At 66.1% G+C, this 13773-nt stretch carries 16 protein-coding genes; 10 read left to right on the top strand and 6 right to left on the bottom strand.

Going from position 1 to position 13773, the window contains the following annotated elements; all coding sequences use genetic code 11:
- Positions 1-255: 255 nt before the first annotated feature.
- Genes ACTIF6_RS04855 through ACTIF6_RS04830 form a run of 6 tightly spaced genes read left to right on the top strand, consistent with a single transcriptional unit; the run spans position 256 to position 6421 of the window.
- Positions 256-3204, top strand: a complete 2949-nt coding sequence (locus tag ACTIF6_RS04855; protein ID WP_439586934.1) for a monovalent cation/H+ antiporter subunit A — start codon at positions 256-258, stop codon at positions 3202-3204.
- A complete protein-coding gene (locus ACTIF6_RS04850; RefSeq protein WP_439586876.1) occupies positions 3204-3560 on the top strand; it encodes a Na+/H+ antiporter subunit C in 357 nt (118 codons plus the stop codon). The genes ACTIF6_RS04855 and ACTIF6_RS04850 overlap by 1 nt, the downstream gene beginning before the upstream one ends.
- Positions 3557-5257 carry a monovalent cation/H+ antiporter subunit D gene (locus ACTIF6_RS04845; RefSeq protein WP_439586875.1) on the top strand — a complete coding sequence of 567 codons (1701 nt, stop codon included), beginning with the start codon at positions 3557-3559 and terminating at the stop codon, positions 5255-5257. Before ACTIF6_RS04850 ends, ACTIF6_RS04845 begins: the two co-directional genes overlap by 4 nt.
- Positions 5254-5745 (top strand): Na+/H+ antiporter subunit E, encoded by a 492-nt coding sequence (locus tag ACTIF6_RS04840; RefSeq protein ID WP_439586874.1) that lies wholly within the window; start codon positions 5254-5256, stop codon positions 5743-5745. The genes ACTIF6_RS04845 and ACTIF6_RS04840 overlap by 4 nt, the downstream gene beginning before the upstream one ends.
- A complete protein-coding gene (locus ACTIF6_RS04835; protein WP_439586873.1) occupies positions 5742-6020 on the top strand; it encodes a K+/H+ antiporter subunit F in 279 nt (92 codons plus the stop codon). The genes ACTIF6_RS04840 and ACTIF6_RS04835 overlap by 4 nt, the downstream gene beginning before the upstream one ends.
- The gene (locus tag ACTIF6_RS04830) at positions 6017-6421 is read left to right on the top strand and encodes a Na+/H+ antiporter subunit G (protein WP_439586872.1); all 405 of its coding nucleotides are present in this window, start codon (positions 6017-6019) and stop codon (positions 6419-6421) included. Before ACTIF6_RS04835 ends, ACTIF6_RS04830 begins: the two co-directional genes overlap by 4 nt.
- 65 nt (positions 6422-6486) lie before the next feature.
- Here ACTIF6_RS04830 and ACTIF6_RS04825 read toward each other — a convergent pair whose 3' ends face one another.
- Positions 6487-6996, bottom strand: coding sequence for an OmpA family protein (locus ACTIF6_RS04825; protein WP_439586871.1), 510 nt, complete (start codon positions 6994-6996; stop codon positions 6487-6489).
- A gap of 49 nt (positions 6997-7045) precedes the next feature.
- Here ACTIF6_RS04825 and ACTIF6_RS04820 point away from each other — a divergent pair, with 49 nt between their 5' ends.
- Positions 7046-7690, top strand: a complete 645-nt coding sequence (locus tag ACTIF6_RS04820; RefSeq protein WP_439586870.1) for a gamma-glutamylcyclotransferase — start codon at positions 7046-7048, stop codon at positions 7688-7690.
- On the top strand, positions 7687-8322 hold the full coding sequence (gene pdxH / locus ACTIF6_RS04815) for a pyridoxamine 5'-phosphate oxidase (protein ID WP_439586869.1): 636 nt from the start codon (positions 7687-7689) through the stop codon (positions 8320-8322). Before ACTIF6_RS04820 ends, pdxH begins: the two co-directional genes overlap by 4 nt.
- On the opposite strand, the gene ACTIF6_RS04810 is transcribed toward pdxH, so the two are convergent.
- Positions 8319-9233, bottom strand: coding sequence for a LysR family transcriptional regulator (locus tag ACTIF6_RS04810; RefSeq protein WP_439586868.1), 915 nt, complete (start codon positions 9231-9233; stop codon positions 8319-8321). The two genes, pdxH and ACTIF6_RS04810, sit on opposite strands and share 4 nt — an antisense overlap.
- Before the next feature lie 107 nt (positions 9234-9340).
- Between ACTIF6_RS04810 and ACTIF6_RS04805 the strand changes: the two genes are divergently transcribed.
- Together ACTIF6_RS04805 and ACTIF6_RS04800 are read left to right on the top strand one after the other, a co-directional pair.
- Positions 9341-9739: a tautomerase family protein gene (locus tag ACTIF6_RS04805; protein WP_439586867.1), complete on the top strand. Its 399-nt coding sequence runs from the start codon at positions 9341-9343 to the stop codon at positions 9737-9739.
- A gap of 11 nt (positions 9740-9750) precedes the next feature.
- A complete protein-coding gene (locus ACTIF6_RS04800) occupies positions 9751-10203 on the top strand; it encodes a cupin domain-containing protein (RefSeq protein ID WP_439586866.1) in 453 nt (150 codons plus the stop codon).
- Here the strand turns inward: ACTIF6_RS04800 and folK are convergent.
- From folK to hda, 4 genes are read right to left on the bottom strand one after another with little or no spacing between them, the layout of a single operon-like run.
- The gene (gene folK / locus ACTIF6_RS04795) at positions 10127-10657 is read right to left on the bottom strand and encodes a 2-amino-4-hydroxy-6-hydroxymethyldihydropteridine diphosphokinase (protein WP_439586865.1); all 531 of its coding nucleotides are present in this window, start codon (positions 10655-10657) and stop codon (positions 10127-10129) included. The two genes, ACTIF6_RS04800 and folK, sit on opposite strands and share 77 nt — an antisense overlap.
- A 9-nt stretch (positions 10658-10666) precedes the next feature.
- Positions 10667-12313, bottom strand: a complete 1647-nt coding sequence (gene pcnB, locus ACTIF6_RS04790; protein ID WP_439586864.1) for a polynucleotide adenylyltransferase PcnB — start codon at positions 12311-12313, stop codon at positions 10667-10669.
- Entirely contained in the window at positions 12310-12978 is a 669-nt protein-coding gene (locus ACTIF6_RS04785; RefSeq protein WP_439586863.1) for an HAD family hydrolase, read from the bottom strand. The genes pcnB and ACTIF6_RS04785 overlap by 4 nt, the downstream gene beginning before the upstream one ends.
- Positions 12975-13667, bottom strand: a complete 693-nt coding sequence (gene hda, locus ACTIF6_RS04780; RefSeq protein ID WP_439586933.1) for a DnaA regulatory inactivator Hda — start codon at positions 13665-13667, stop codon at positions 12975-12977. The genes ACTIF6_RS04785 and hda overlap by 4 nt, the downstream gene beginning before the upstream one ends.
- Positions 13668-13773 lie beyond the last annotated feature (106 nt).

The following is a 13773-nucleotide window of genomic DNA, read 5'->3' as shown; positions in this document are numbered from 1 at the left end:
ATCGATTCTCAGCCGCCATTTTGTGGCGGCTGCTGGCATATTTGAGGCGTTCTCCAGCTTCCGACAATCATGTAATCTATTGATTTATAAGGATTTTTAAAATGATCAGGCAAACATCAATCCGCTACAAGATCGAACTGATTCAGCGCTTGGAGAACGCCGGCGGCACCGGTCTGCGTTGATGCTGTGGAAACCGCTGGCGCGATGCGCTGCGGCGGTGTCTCCTCGACCCCGTAAACTCGGGCGTCGATGAACCTGCCGCTACTCACCCTCGTCCTCCTCCCTTTCGTGGGCAGCCTTGTGGCCGCCTTGCTGCCCTCGAACGCCCGCAACACCGAATCCACGCTCGCCGGTGCGATCGCCTTGTTCTGCGCCGTGCAGGCGGCCATGCTGTTTCCGGAGGTGGCCTCGGGCGCGGTGATCCGGCAGGAAATCGTCTGGCTGCCCTCCCTGGGCCTGAACCTCGTGCTGCGCATGGATGGCTTCGCGTGGATGTTTTCCATGCTGGTGCTGGGCATCGGTGCGCTGGTGGTGCTGTATGCGCGCTACTACATGTCGCCCGCCGATCCGGTGCCGCGCTTCTTCTCACTGCTGCTGGCCTTCATGGGCTCCATGAGCGGCGTGGTGCTGTCGGGCAACCTGATCCAGCTCGTGGTGTTCTGGGAACTCACCAGCATCTTTTCCTTCCTGCTGATCGGCTACTGGCACCACCGCAAGGACGCACGGCGCGGTGCGCGAATGGCGCTGACCGTGACCGGCACAGGTGGGTTGTGTCTGCTCGCCGGCGTGCTGGTGCTGGGCCGCATCGTGGGCAGCTACGATCTGGACGTGGTGCTGGCTGCGGGCGACGTGGTGCGCGCGCACCCGCTCTACAGCACGGCGCTGGTGCTGGTGTTGCTGGGCGCGCTCACCAAGAGCGCGCAGTTTCCGTTTCACTTCTGGTTGCCGCACGCCATGGCGGCGCCCACCCCGGTATCGGCCTACCTGCACTCGGCCACCATGGTGAAGGCTGGCGTGTTCCTGCTGGCGCGCTTGTGGCCGGTGCTCGCCGGTACCGACGAATGGTTCTGGATCGTGACCTGCTCGGGCCTGATCACCTTGCTCATTGGCGGTTTTGCGGCTGCGTTCCAGCACGACCTCAAGGGACTGCTGGCCTATTCGACGATCTCGCACCTGGGCCTCATCACCACGCTGCTCGGCCTCAACAGCCCGCTCGCGGCGGTGGCTGCGGTGTTCCACATCATCAACCACGCCACCTTCAAGGCGTCCCTGTTCATGGCGGTGGGCATCATCGACCACGAGACCGGCACGCGCGACATTCGCCGGCTCAGTGGTTTGCGACGCTACATGCCGATCACCGCCACGCTCACCATGGTGGCCGGCGCGGCCATGGCCGGCGTGCCCCTGCTCAACGGCTTCATCTCCAAGGAGATGTTCTTCACCGAGGCCGTGTTCGTGAATGCGGCGCCGTGGTTCCAGCAGATGCTGCCGGTGGCAGCGGTGATCGCCGGCGCGCTCAGCGTCGCCTACTCCCTGCGCTTCATCGTCAACGTGTTCTTCGGCCCCGACACGTGCAACCACCTGCCGCGCATGCCGCACGAACCTCCCCACTGGATGCGCGTGCCGATCGAACTGCTGGTGCTGGTCTGCCTGGTGGTGGGCGTGCTGCCGCAATGGTCGATCCAGGCCGTCCTGAGCGCTGCCGCCGCGCCAGTGGTGGGCGGCACCTTGCCGGCATTCGATCTGGCGGTCTGGCACGGCTTCAACCTGCCGCTGTGGATGAGCCTGCTCGCCATGGCGGGAGGCATCGCGCTGTTCCTCCTGCTGCGCAAGCCGCTGGAAGACGGGCGCATCGCCCGCACGCCCCTGCTGGGCCTGGTCAACGGCAAGGCGGTGTATGAAGGGCTGATCACGCTGCTCACCGCCGCCAGCCGCAAGGCCTTGCGGCTGCTGGGCACACGGCGTCTGCAGATGCAGGTGCTGCTGTTGATGGGGGTCACCGTGGTGGCTGCATTTGCCAGCGTGCGCTTGGTGCACTTCACCGAATGGCTTGCTATCGGTGATCGACCCTCGCTGCCCTTCTCGCCCATGTTCGCGCTGCTGTGGCTGGTGGGCATTGCCGCTGCCATTGGCGCCTCATGGCAGGCCAAGTACCACCGGCTCACCGCGCTGGCGCTCATGAGCGTGGCGGGTCTCGTCACGGTGGTCACGTTCGCCTGGTTCTCTGCCCCCGATCTGGCGCTCACCCAACTGTCCGTGGAGGCCGTGACCACGGTGTTGATCCTGCTGGGCCTGCGCTGGCTGCCCAAGCGGTCTGAAGCCGTCGATCGCCTGCTGCCATTGCGCACCCGCGTGCGCACCCGCATGCGGCGCAGCCGCGACCTGCTGCTGGCGCTGGCCGCGGGCTGCGGCATGGCGGCCCTGTCCTATGCGGTCATGACGCGCAGCTTCCCGCAGAGCATCTCGCCCTTCTTCCTCGATCGCGCCCTGCCCGAGGGCGGCGGCACCAACGTGGTCAACGTGATGCTGGTGGACTTCCGGGGCTTCGACACGCTGGGCGAGATCACCGTGCTCGGCATCGTGGCCCTCACGGTGTACGCGCTGCTGCGGCGCTTCCGCCCGGCGCCCGAGAGCATGGACCTGCCTGCGCAACAACGGGCCCTGCCGGCCGACCTGGCCACCGATCTCGTGAACGCGCAGACCGCGGCCGACACCGCTCGCGGCTACCTGCTGGTGCCTGCCGTGCTGGTGCGCCTGGTCCTGCCCATTGCAGGCGTGATCGGGGTCTACCTGTTCATGCGCGGCCACAACGAACCCGGCGGCGGCTTCGTCGCCGGTCTGGTGGTGTCCACCGCTTTCATCCTGCAATACATCGTCTCGGGCACGCAGTGGGTCGAGGCCAACATGCGGTTGCCACCGGTGCGCTGGATCTCCGCCGGCCTGCTGATCGCCACCGCCACCGGCCTCGGGGCCATCGTGATGGGCTACCCCTTCCTGACGACCCACACCGCCCACCTCGACCTGCCGCTGCTGGGCGAGATCCACGTGGCCAGCGCCCTGTTCTACGACATCGGTGTCTTCACGCTGGTCGTCGGCGCCACCCTGTTGATCCTCACAGCCCTGGGCCACCAGTCGGTGCGCGGCCATCGCCGCGTGACATCCGATGCCCGGGATGCCGGCGGACAAGTACCGGGAGAGATCTGATGGAAATCGTGCTGGCCATCGCCATTGGCGTGCTCACCACCTGCGGCGTCTGGTTGATGCTGCGCCCGCGCACCTACCAGGTGATCATCGGTCTGTGCCTGCTGGGCTACGGCGTGAACCTGTTCATCTTCAGCATGGGCCGCCTGGCGGTGGACAGTGAACCCGTGCTGTTGCCCGGCGTGCCCGCCAACCTGCAGCACTACACCGATCCCATGCCTCAAGCGCTCGTGCTCACTGCGATCGTCATCGGCTTTGCCATGACGGCATTGTTCCTGGTGGTGATGCTGGCCCAGCGAGGCTTTTTTGGCAACGACCACGTCGACGGTCGTGACGACGACGAGGAAGGCGCGTCATGATCGAACTGGCCGACGCCTTCATGCCGCACCTGACCGCGGTGCCCATCCTGCTGCCGCTGCTCGCGGCGTGTGTGCTCATGCTCATGAGCGAACGGCGTCACCGCATCAAGGCCACGTTTGGCCTGCTGGCCACCGTCGCCAACCTGGTCGTGGCCGTGTTGCTGCTGGTCTGGGCCAAGGACGACGTGCAGACCAGCGACTACGGTGTCTACCTGCCGGGCAACTGGGATGTGCCCTTTGGCATCGTGCTGGTGCTCGACCGTCTCTCGGCGCTGATGCTGTTCGTCGCGGCACTGGTGGTGCTGATGGCCCTGCTGTTCGCGCTGGCGCGCTGGCACAAGGCCGGTGCCCAGTTCCACCCCTTGTTCCAGATCCAGATCATGGGCCTGAATGGCGCCTTCCTCACCGGCGACCTGTTCAACCTGTTCGTGTTTTTCGAGGTCATGCTCGCCGCCTCCTATGGCCTGCTGCTGCACGGCTCCGGCCCGGCCCGCGTCAAGGCAGGGCTGCACTACATCACCATCAACCTGGCGGCGTCGTCGCTGTTCCTGGTTGGCGCCGCGTTGATCTATGGCACCACAGGCACGCTGAACATGGCGGACCTGGCCGCGCGCATTCCCGAGGTGGCCGCCAGCGACCGCGTGCTGCTGCACGCCGGCTGCGCCATTCTTGCGGTGGCCTTCCTGGCCAAGGCGGCCATGTGGCCGCTCAACTTCTGGCTGGTGCCGGCCTACGCCAGCGCCAGTGCGCCATCGGCGGCGGTGTTCGCTCTACTGACCAAGGTCGGCATCTACGTGCTGCTGCGCCTGTCGACCCTGCTGTTCTCGGCCGATGCGGGCGACTCGGCCGGCTTCGGCAACGACTGGCTGCTCTGGGGCGGCATGGCCACCCTCGCCTTTGGTGCCATCGGCATGCTGGCGTCGCAACGGCCCGCGCGCCTGGGTGGCTTCGCCGTCATCGCCTCCTCCGGCACGATCATGGCCGTGCTGGGTCTGGCTCGGCCTGAGGTGACGGCCAGCGCGCTCTACTACCTGCCCGTGTCGACCTTTGCGATCGCGGCATTCTTCCTGCTGACCGAATTGCTGGACCGCTCCCGCCAGGACGATCCCGAACGGCAGCGCGCACCGGAAGACGAAGAGGACAACCTGCCCTTCTCCATGGCCGAACTCGAACTGCACGGCGCCAACCTCGACGAGGACGAAGAACCCCTCGTCGGCCGTGCCATTCCCGCATCCACCGCGCTGCTGGGCATGGCCTTCATTGCCTGCACGCTGCTGCTGGCCGGCCTGCCGCCCTTCTCCGGCTTCGTGGGCAAGTTCGCCATGCTCTCCACCCTGCTGCAGTCGCCCGCGGACACCGTGGCCACGTCGAGCTGGGTGTTCATGGCGCTGGTGATCGTCTCGGGCCTGTTCGCGCTGCTGGCGCTCTCTCGCGCCGGCATCCGGTTCTTCTGGGCACCGGTGGACCGCCCTGCACCCGTACTGCGGGTCGTGGAGTTCCTGCCCATCGCGCTTCTGGTGGCGCTGTGCGTGCTCTTCACCGTGCGTGCTGAAGCGGTGATGCGCTACACCAGCGCCACCGCCGCCGCGCTCTACCACCCGCGCGGCTACATCGATGCCGTGTTCACTGCGCGGCCCCTGGTCACACCCACCAATGCCGAGCGACTGGGCGTGCCACCACCGGGAATCAGCCGATGATCCGACGCATCTTTCCCTCACCCATTCTTTCGCTGGCGCTGGTCGCGATGTGGATGCTGCTCAACGGCAGCTTCGGCCTGGGCCAATGGCTGATGGGCCTGTTGCTGGGATGGCTGGTGCCCTACCTCACCCATTCACTGCGGCCCACCCCGGTGCGGTTCAGCCACCCCATGACCGCGCTGCGCCTGCTGATGCATGTCGGGGTGGATGTGATCAAGTCCAACCTTCGCGTGCTGCGTGGAACCATCGCCCCGAGCAACCGCGTGCCAGAGGGTGGCTTCATCGTGGTGCCGCTCGACATCCGCGACCCCAATGGCCTGGCGGTGCTGGCGGCCATCATGTGTGTGATTCCCGGCACCATCTGGTCAGAAATGGCACTCGATCGCAGCGCGCTGATGGTGCATGTGTTCGACAAGCAGGACGGCGAAGCCGAGATCCGATGGATCAAGAGCCGCTATGAACGTCCTCTGATGGAGATTTTCGAATGAGCACGGTGCTGTTTTCCGCCATCGTCTTCACGCTGTCGTGCTATTCGCTGGCCATGGGCCTGACGCTGGTGCGGCTGTTTCGTGGCCCCTCGGCGCAAGACCGCGTGCTGGCCATGGACCTGATCTGCACCACCGTCATGCTCATGCTGATGGTGCTGGCCATCCGCTACCGCAGCGTGGTGTATTTCGAGGCCGCTCTGCTCATTTCCATCTTTGGCTTCGTAGGCTCCGCGGCCATGGCCAAATTCCTGCTGCGTGGCGAGGTGATCGAATGATGGCGGAACTCCCCATCTGGGCGGAATGGTCGGTTGCGCTGCTTCTTGCACTGAGTGGTGTGTTCACGCTCTCGGCGGCGGTAGGTGTGGCACGCTTCAAGAGCTTCTTCCAGCGCATGCATCCCCCGGCACTGGCCTTCAGCTTCTCTGCCTGGTGCGTCACGCTGGCCACCATCATCTACTTCTCGGTACAGAACGAGCGCCTGGCGCTGCATGCCTGGCTCATCATCATCTTCCTCTCGCTCACGGTGCCGGTGACCACCATCCTGCTCGCGCGCACCGAACTCTTTCGCCGACGCACGGCGCAAGACCAAGGCCACGACGAGATACCGCCGTCGCTCATTCACGACGTGGCAGCACCGCAACAGGCCCAGCAGGCACAAAAAGCGCAGACACCCTGAAAGCTTCGCCCCCACGCTCCGCCGCTTCGTGGGTCGCTGCCCGGCGGCGAAACTGGTGGAGCTGCTCAGGGGGCGATGACCACTTCGACGCGACGCGCCTCGGCGTTGTTGCCACTGCCTGTGGTCTGCTCGGGCTTCTTCAGTTCCATGGCGGTCTCTGCCACACCCGCACCCACCAGCGCGTCACGCACGACCATGGCGCGCTGCTTGGCAAGTTCGGCGTTGAAGGCCGGGTCGCCCGTGGCGTCGTGGAACCCGGAGAGCGTCAGACGCTTGCCCGACTTCGCCGCGCGGATGGCGTCGGCCAGCGCGTCAAGTGCACCGGGAGCCAGATCGGCCTTGCCGGATGCGAAGTAGAACTTCACCACGCCGTTTTCCACAACCACGCTGGCGTCGTCGCCAACCGGTGCAGCCGCCGCGGCGGTGGCCGGCGCGGCTGCAGCCCCACTGGGCGAACCGATGCCACGCGACTTCTGGATGCCGAAGGCAACGGCCAGGCCGATGGCGATCACGACGGCGATCATCAAAACAAAGGCCAGTACGCGGAACTCGGGTTCGTCGTCCTGAGAAGACATGGGCAGCACTCCGTGAAGAATAATGGACGGAAACAGCCGCTGATTGTAAATGCCGCCTCGCGAAACCTTGAAGACGCCGCCACGCGATCCCGCGCAGCGCGACGGCGCGCGGATGATGGCCGACACCCTGGCCCAATGGCGCGCGCAAGGGCCGCGCCCCGACCTCTGGGTGTTCGCCTATGCGTCCCTGGTCTGGCGCCCGGAATTCGAGGCCGCCGAACAGCGCCCGGCGCGCGTGCAGGGCTACCACCGCTGCCTGGAAATGTGGAGCCGCGTCAACCGCGGCACCTATGAATGCCCCGGTCTGGTGTTCGCCCTCATGGGTGGAGGCAGTTGCGCGGGCCTGGCACTGCGGGTGCCTCATGAGCAGGTGGAGGCGCTGATGCCGGTGCTCTGGGCGCGCGAAATGCCCAACCCCGTCTACGATCCGCGCTGGCTGAAATGCCAGACCCCCCAAGGTCCGGTCAGCGCACTGGCCTTCACGCTCTCGCGGCACAGCCCCAGCCACACGGGCACGCTGAGCGACGAGCGCTACCGCGAGATCTTTGCGCACTCCTGCGGGCGCTACGGCACCACGCTGGACTACGCGCGCCAGACCTTCGAAGGCCTGCTGCGCCACGGCATCCACGACCATGCGCTGGAGAAGCTGCTGCGGCTGGCCGACACCGAAGCCCCTCCTATACTGAGCCCATGAACATCGCCGACCTGCGCAAGAGCTACGAGAAAGCCGAACTCAGCGAGTCGGCTTCGCATGCCGACCCGTTGAAGCAGTTTGAACAATGGTTGCAGGAAGCCATCCGCAGCGAGGTGCCCGAGCCCAACGCCATGACGCTGGCCACAGTGGGCCCGGACTTGCGCCCGAGCACACGGGTGGTGCTGATCAAGGGTTTCGATGAACGCGGCATCGTCTGGTACACCAACTACCAGAGTCGCAAGGGACGCGAACTTGCGGGCAATCCCTTCGCTGCCCTGCAGTTCCACTGGGTCGAGCTCGAACGCGTGGTGCGCATCGAAGGCGTGGTGGAAAAGGTGAGCGATGAGGAAAGCGATGCCTACTTTCACAGCCGCCCGCTCGACAGCCGCATCGGCGCCTGGGCCAGCCCGCAGAGCGAGGTGATCGAGAGCCGCTCGGTGCTGGTGGCCAATGCGGCGAAATACGGCGCGCAATTCCTGCTGCGTCCGCCACGTCCGCCGCACTGGGGCGGCTATCGACTGAAGCCCGAGCAATGGCAGTTCTGGCAGGGGCGCAAGAGTCGCCTGCACGACCGACTGCGCTACACCGCGCAGGCCGAGGGTGGCTGGCTGCGCGAGCGGCTCGCTCCTTAGGCAAGACGCCAGTGCTTGCGAGCGGTGTCTCGCAGGAAGTCGACCACGGCCCGCACGCGCGCCGCACCACGTCGGCCTGGCAGCGAGACAGCGTACATCGTGTGCTCCAGGCCGGAAGCGAACGGCTGCAGCACCTCCACCAGTCGCCCGCGAGTCACATCGCCCGCTGCCAACGGGCAGGAGAGCATGCCGATGCCTGCTCCCGCCACCAGCGCATGGTGCACCAGCGCCGACGTGCTGGCCGCGAGCTGTGGCCTCAGCGTCACGTCCATCCGGCGTCCGGCCTTGCGGAACGCCCAGGTCACCGCAGGCCCCTGCGCCGTGTGGGCGACAACCTGGTGTTTGTGAAGGTCCTGGGGGATGTCCGGCACCCCCTGCTGATGCAGGTACTCGGGCGCGGCGTACAGCCGACGCTCGAACGATCCCAACGCGCGAGCCACCACCGACTCACTGTTCCCGACCGTGGTGCGAAGTGCCACGTCGATCCCGTCCGTCACCAGATCGGCGACACGGTCCTCGGCCACCAGTTCGATGCGCAGCGCAGGGTGCAGCGCGCGCAACCGGGTCAGTTGGGGAACGATCAGTTGCTCGCAGATTTCCTGACTGGATGCAAGACGCACGGCGCCCGCCACACGGTTTCGCTGCGTGGACAACGCCTGAGAGATGTCCTCGAAACGCTCCAGCAACTCACGCGCCTCCTGCGCCAGTTCGGCGCCTTCCGGCGTGGACGACAGACCATGCGTGGACCGGCGCAACAGCGTGACGCCGTAGCCGGCCTCCAGACGATCGATCCCCCGCGTGACGACCGAGACAGCCACATCCTGTTCGCGAGCAGCCGCGGAGAACGAGCCCAGGTCGAGCGAGCGGACCAGCCAACGCAGATCGGTGGGATCCGGCATGAAGTCTTGCATGCGATTGCCTTTGCGTTTGAAGCAAAACCAATTATGGCGCTGGAGGATTTCCGCAGCGGACCGTCTTTCCTAAAGTCACGGCACCCCAACACGAAAGGAAATCAGCCATGCCCATTCTCAACGTCAAGGTCTCGGCGCAACGCACACCCGAGTTGTCCCGTCGAATCACCGAAACCCTGCTTGAACTGACCAGCCGCGTGCTGGGCAAACGTCGAGACCTCACGGCCGTGACGATCGACTATGTCGATCCGCGCGACTGGTTCGTCGGCGGTGAATCGCTGGCCGACTTGAACAAGGCCAGTTTCTACTTCGATGTCAAGGTGGTGGACGAGACCAACACCAAGGCCGAGAAGGCTGCCTATGTAGGCGAGGCGTTCGACGCCTTTGCGCTCCTGCTGGGCGATCTGCACCACGAAAGCTATGTCTACGTGCAGGACGTGCGGGCCTCCGCCTATGGTTTCGGCGGGCGGACGCAGGAGTTCCGCCATCAACACCCGGTCTCATGAAAGGGGCCACCATGGAACTCGCTGATCTCGCCGTGGCCGCCGCGATGCAGCGCGCCGGCCTGAACACCTGGATTCCCGAGGGTGAAGGCAAGTGGTCGCTGCCGCTGCATTTCCTGCCAGACGGCGCAGGCTGGGTCGAATTGATGCGCCTGCTGCCGGGCGTGCGCCTCGGGTTGCACCGGCACACCGGCGAAGTGCACGCACTGAACCTGGCGGGTGGGCGGCGCCTGAACGACGGCCGGCTGGTGCGCGCCGGCGATTACATCCACGAACCGGCGGGCAATGTGGACTGGTGGGAAGCCACCGGCACCGAAGAGTTGATCGTGCACGTCGTGGTCAAGGGTGAGGTCGAATACCTCGGCGCGCACCAGCGCGTGCTGCAAAGGATCAGCGCGGCGAACCGCCTTGAGGACTACCACCGGCATTGCGCTCTGACGGGTGCACAGCCCCAGGCGCTGCGATGACGACGGCCTGATCCGCCACCGCCTCCAACTGGGTTGCGCTCACCAGCGAAGGCGCAATCTCCACCAGCGGCAGAAGCACGAAGGCGCGCTGCCACAGGCGTGGGTGTGGAACGCTCAACCGAGGCGAATCGATTCGCCCTCCGCCATACAAAAGCAGATCGAGATCGAGGGTGCGAGGTGCATTGCGGTAGGGCCGCTCGCGTCCAGCGCCTTGCTCGATCGCCTGCAACGCATCCAGCAACGCGGGCGCACTAAGAGTGGTGGTGATTTCAGCGACCGCATTGATGTAGTCGGGACCGCTCGAGTCCTGCGGCGCCGTGCGGTACAGGCTGGAAGCGTTCACCAGCCGCACACCAGGTGCGGTGCCTAGCGATTCCAGCGCAGCGCGCACGGCCTGGAGAGGCTCACCCAGGTTGGCGCCGAGGGAGATGAACGCCGTAACCTCGGGGCGCAACACAGGGGTTCAGTCGGTGGGACCGCTCTCGCCGGGGCCGTCCTCGGCACGGCCCGCACCCGACGGCTTGCGGCGGCGACGGCGGCGCTTTTTCGCAGGCGCCGAGCCATCGGCGGGTGCACCCTGGGCGATTTCCTCTTCCCCGGATCCGTCCTCATCACCTTCTTCGTCGGTCGCGCGGAAGCGCGGATCGGCTGCGGGCGCGCTGGCGGGATGGTCGGCGTCGGTGCGCTTGACGCGCCGTGCTTTGCCGGCACCGGGTTTGGTCAGGTTCTCGCGGCGCTGCGCGTCCACCATGTCGTCGCGCATGTCATCGCTGGCCATGCTGAAGGTTTCCCACCAGTGGGCCAGTTCTTCTTCCACCTCGCCCACCTGGGCGCGCAGGCGCAGGAAGTCGAAGCCGGCACGGAAACGCGGCTGATCGGCCAGGCTGAAGGGCGAGGTACCCACGCGTTTGTCGAAACGCGGCTGCATCATCCAGATCTCGCGCATGTCGGCGCCCAGCTTGCCGCGACCCGACACATCCCCTACGCGCGCCTCGAAAGCGTCATCGACCGCTTCCTGCAAGGCGGAAACGGGGGCAGGAGCGCGCTGGCCGGGGCGCGGCTGCAGGCGCTGCATCCAGCCTTTGCGCACGTCGGCCCAGAGCACACAGGCCAGCAGGAAGCTGGGTGCCACCGGCTTGCTCTCCCCCACACGGCGGTCGGTGTCCTGCAGCGCGAGCTTCACGAATTCGTCGTCGGCGCGTTCCACCACCACGTCGAGCAGCGGGTAGATGCCGGTGCCCAGCCCCACGGCCTTGAGCTGCTCGATGCTGGCCAGTGCGTGGCCGGTCTGCAGCAGCTTGAGCATTTCGTCGAAAAGGCGGCTCTGCGGCACGTCGGCCAGCAGCTTGCGCGACGAAGCCAGCGGTTCGAGCGTCTTCGGGTCGAAGGTGAAACCCAGGTGGCTGAGCTTGGCGCCGAAACGCACAGCCCGGATGATGCGCACCGGGTCTTCGCGGTAGCGCGTGGCGGCGTCGCCGATCATGCGCAGGGTGCGCTTCTTCGCATCGCGAATGCCATGGTGGAAGTCGACCACGGTCTGCGTTTCCGGGTCGTAGTACATGGCGTTGATGCTGAAGTCGCGCCGCGCGGCATCCTGCTCGATCGGGCCCCAGACGTTGTCGCGCAGCACCCGCCCGCTCGCGTCCACCGCATGCTTCATGCCGGCCAGTTCGCCCTTGCTGGTGCGCTCGTTGCCTGCCACCTGTTCGGCCACCGCGTTGTCCATGTAGGCGCGGAAAGTGGACACCTCGATCACCTCGTGTTCGCGTCCGCGCCCGTACACCACGTGCACGATGCGGAAACGCCGTCCGATGATGAAGGCGCGCCGGAACAGGCCCTTGACCTGCTCGGGCGTGGCGCTGGTGGCCACGTCGAAATCCTTGGGCCGCAGGCCCAGAAGCAGGTCGCGCACCGCACCGCCGACGATGTAGGCGTCAAAGCCGGCCTGCTTGAGCGTGTGCACCACGTCCAGGGCCCGCTGGTCGACCAGCGCGCGGTCGATGCCGTGCACGTCGGCCGGCACGTCTTCGCGCTTACCGAAGGGTTTTGCGCGGCTCGTGTTCCCGGCATCGCTCTTGCCCAGCAGCCTGTTGATGAATTTCTTGATCATTCGAATAGGTTCAATATGCGCCAGCCCCGTTCGAGGGCCAGGGCGCGGAGCCGGGCATCCGGATTGGTGGCCACGGGCTCGTGCACGCGTTCCAGCAGCGGCAGGTCGTTCATGGAATCGCTGTAGAAGGTGCTGTGCTGCACGCGCGACCAGTCCAGCCCGCGCGCAGCCAGCCATTGTTCCACACGCGCGACCTTGCCCTCGCGAAACGAGGGCACGCCCAGAATCTCGCCGGTGGGCTCGCCGCTTTCGTCGGTCTGCAGCTCGATGGCGATCAGTTCGTCCACGCCAAAAGCCTGGGCAATCGGGCGGGTGACGAATTCATTGGTGGCGGTGACGATCACCACCTGGTCCCCCGCCGCCTGGTGCGCCCGAACCAGGTCGATGGCCTGCTCGGTCATCGCAGGGCGTATCACGTCGCGCATGAAGCGCTCGTGCGCCAGGCCCGCCTCGGCCTGACCATGTTCGCGCACCGCATCGATGGCAAAGCGCACGTAGCGATGGATGTCGAGCGTGCCGGCCTTGTAGTCGGCGTAGAAACCGTCGTTGGCCTGCGAGAAGGCCTCGGCATCGCGCCAGCCGAGCTGGACGGTGAACTGGCCCCAGGCGTGGTCGGAATCAAGAGGAATCAGCGTGTGGTCCAGATCGAAAAGGGCCAATCTCATGTTGATTCGTTTTCCAGCATCGATTTGATCAGCGGGATGGTGATGGCGCGCTGGGTGCGAAGGGCGTACGCGTCAAGCTGTTCGAGCAGTTGCATGAGGCTGGAGAGATCGCGCGAGAAGCGGCTGAGCATGAAGTCCATCACCTCGTCGCCCAGGAACACGCCACGCTCGTCGGCGGCACGGCGCAACACGGCGCGGCGCTCGGCCTCGCCCAGTGCCTGAAGGTGGAACACATGGCCCCAGCCCAGGCGGGTGCGCAGGTCTTCACGCAGCCTCAGATCGGCCGGCGGGCAGGTGGCGGCGGCCAGCACCCAGCGCGAAGGGCCGTGGGCCGGGTTCTGGGCATTGACGAACCAGTTGAAGGCAGCGGCCTGCTGGGTGGCGGTGTAGAGATGGCAGTCGTCCAGCAGGACCGCATCCCACCGGTCGTCGAACTCACCCGGGTCGAGCGTGCCGGCATCCATCCAGCCCACTCGCCCCCCCTGCTCGTGCAGCGCTTCGCGGGTGGCGCGCAGCAGGTGCGTCTTGCCGCAACCGCTTACGCCCCACAAAAACGTGGGCACGGGCGAGCGCGTCGGGTTGCCGGTCCAGAGCTGCAGATGTTCCAGCGCCGCTTCGTTGCCCACGGGGACAAAGTTCGACAGCAGGGGCACGGACGCCAGACCGATGTCCAGCGCCATCTGCTTCATGGGGGCCGGCCCGGTGCTCATGCGCACACCACGGCAAGGGTGGTCCGAGGCGGGGAAAAGGTCGTTGGAAAAAGTGACATGAGGCTGGGTGGTGCAGGGGGCACGG

The sequence above is a fragment of the Hydrogenophaga sp. genome, assembly GCF_051860785.1.
Classification (GTDB): Bacteria; Pseudomonadota; Gammaproteobacteria; order Burkholderiales; family Burkholderiaceae_C; genus Hydrogenophaga.
Note: the sequence above shows the minus strand (reverse complement) of the source record. Positions and strands in the feature narration are given on the sequence as shown.

Bases quoted from the DNA above. Each gene is read 5' to 3' on its own strand.
- ACTIF6_RS04850 (WP_439586876.1), top strand. From the start codon at position 3,204: ATGGAAATCGTGCTGGCCATCGCCATTGGCGTGCTCACCACCTGCGGC.
- ACTIF6_RS04845 (WP_439586875.1), top strand. From the start codon at position 3,557: ATGATCGAACTGGCCGACGCCTTCATGCCGCACCTGACCGCGGTGCCC.
- ACTIF6_RS04840 (WP_439586874.1), top strand. From the start codon at position 5,254: ATGATCCGACGCATCTTTCCCTCACCCATTCTTTCGCTGGCGCTGGTC.
- ACTIF6_RS04835 (WP_439586873.1), top strand. From the start codon at position 5,742: ATGAGCACGGTGCTGTTTTCCGCCATCGTCTTCACGCTGTCGTGCTAT.
- ACTIF6_RS04830 (WP_439586872.1), top strand. From the start codon at position 6,017: ATGATGGCGGAACTCCCCATCTGGGCGGAATGGTCGGTTGCGCTGCTT.
- ACTIF6_RS04825 (WP_439586871.1), bottom strand. From the start codon at position 6,996: ATGTCTTCTCAGGACGACGAACCCGAGTTCCGCGTACTGGCCTTTGTT.
- ACTIF6_RS04820 (WP_439586870.1), top strand. From the start codon at position 7,046: ATGCCGCCTCGCGAAACCTTGAAGACGCCGCCACGCGATCCCGCGCAG.
- pdxH (WP_439586869.1), top strand. From the start codon at position 7,687: ATGAACATCGCCGACCTGCGCAAGAGCTACGAGAAAGCCGAACTCAGC.
- ACTIF6_RS04810 (WP_439586868.1), bottom strand. From the start codon at position 9,233: ATGCAAGACTTCATGCCGGATCCCACCGATCTGCGTTGGCTGGTCCGC.
- ACTIF6_RS04805 (WP_439586867.1), top strand. From the start codon at position 9,341: ATGCCCATTCTCAACGTCAAGGTCTCGGCGCAACGCACACCCGAGTTG.
- ACTIF6_RS04800 (WP_439586866.1), top strand. From the start codon at position 9,751: ATGGAACTCGCTGATCTCGCCGTGGCCGCCGCGATGCAGCGCGCCGGC.
- pcnB (WP_439586864.1), bottom strand. From the start codon at position 12,313: ATGATCAAGAAATTCATCAACAGGCTGCTGGGCAAGAGCGATGCCGGG.
- ACTIF6_RS04785 (WP_439586863.1), bottom strand. From the start codon at position 12,978: ATGAGATTGGCCCTTTTCGATCTGGACCACACGCTGATTCCTCTTGAT.
- hda (WP_439586933.1), bottom strand. From the start codon at position 13,667: ATGAAGCAGATGGCGCTGGACATCGGTCTGGCGTCCGTGCCCCTGCTG.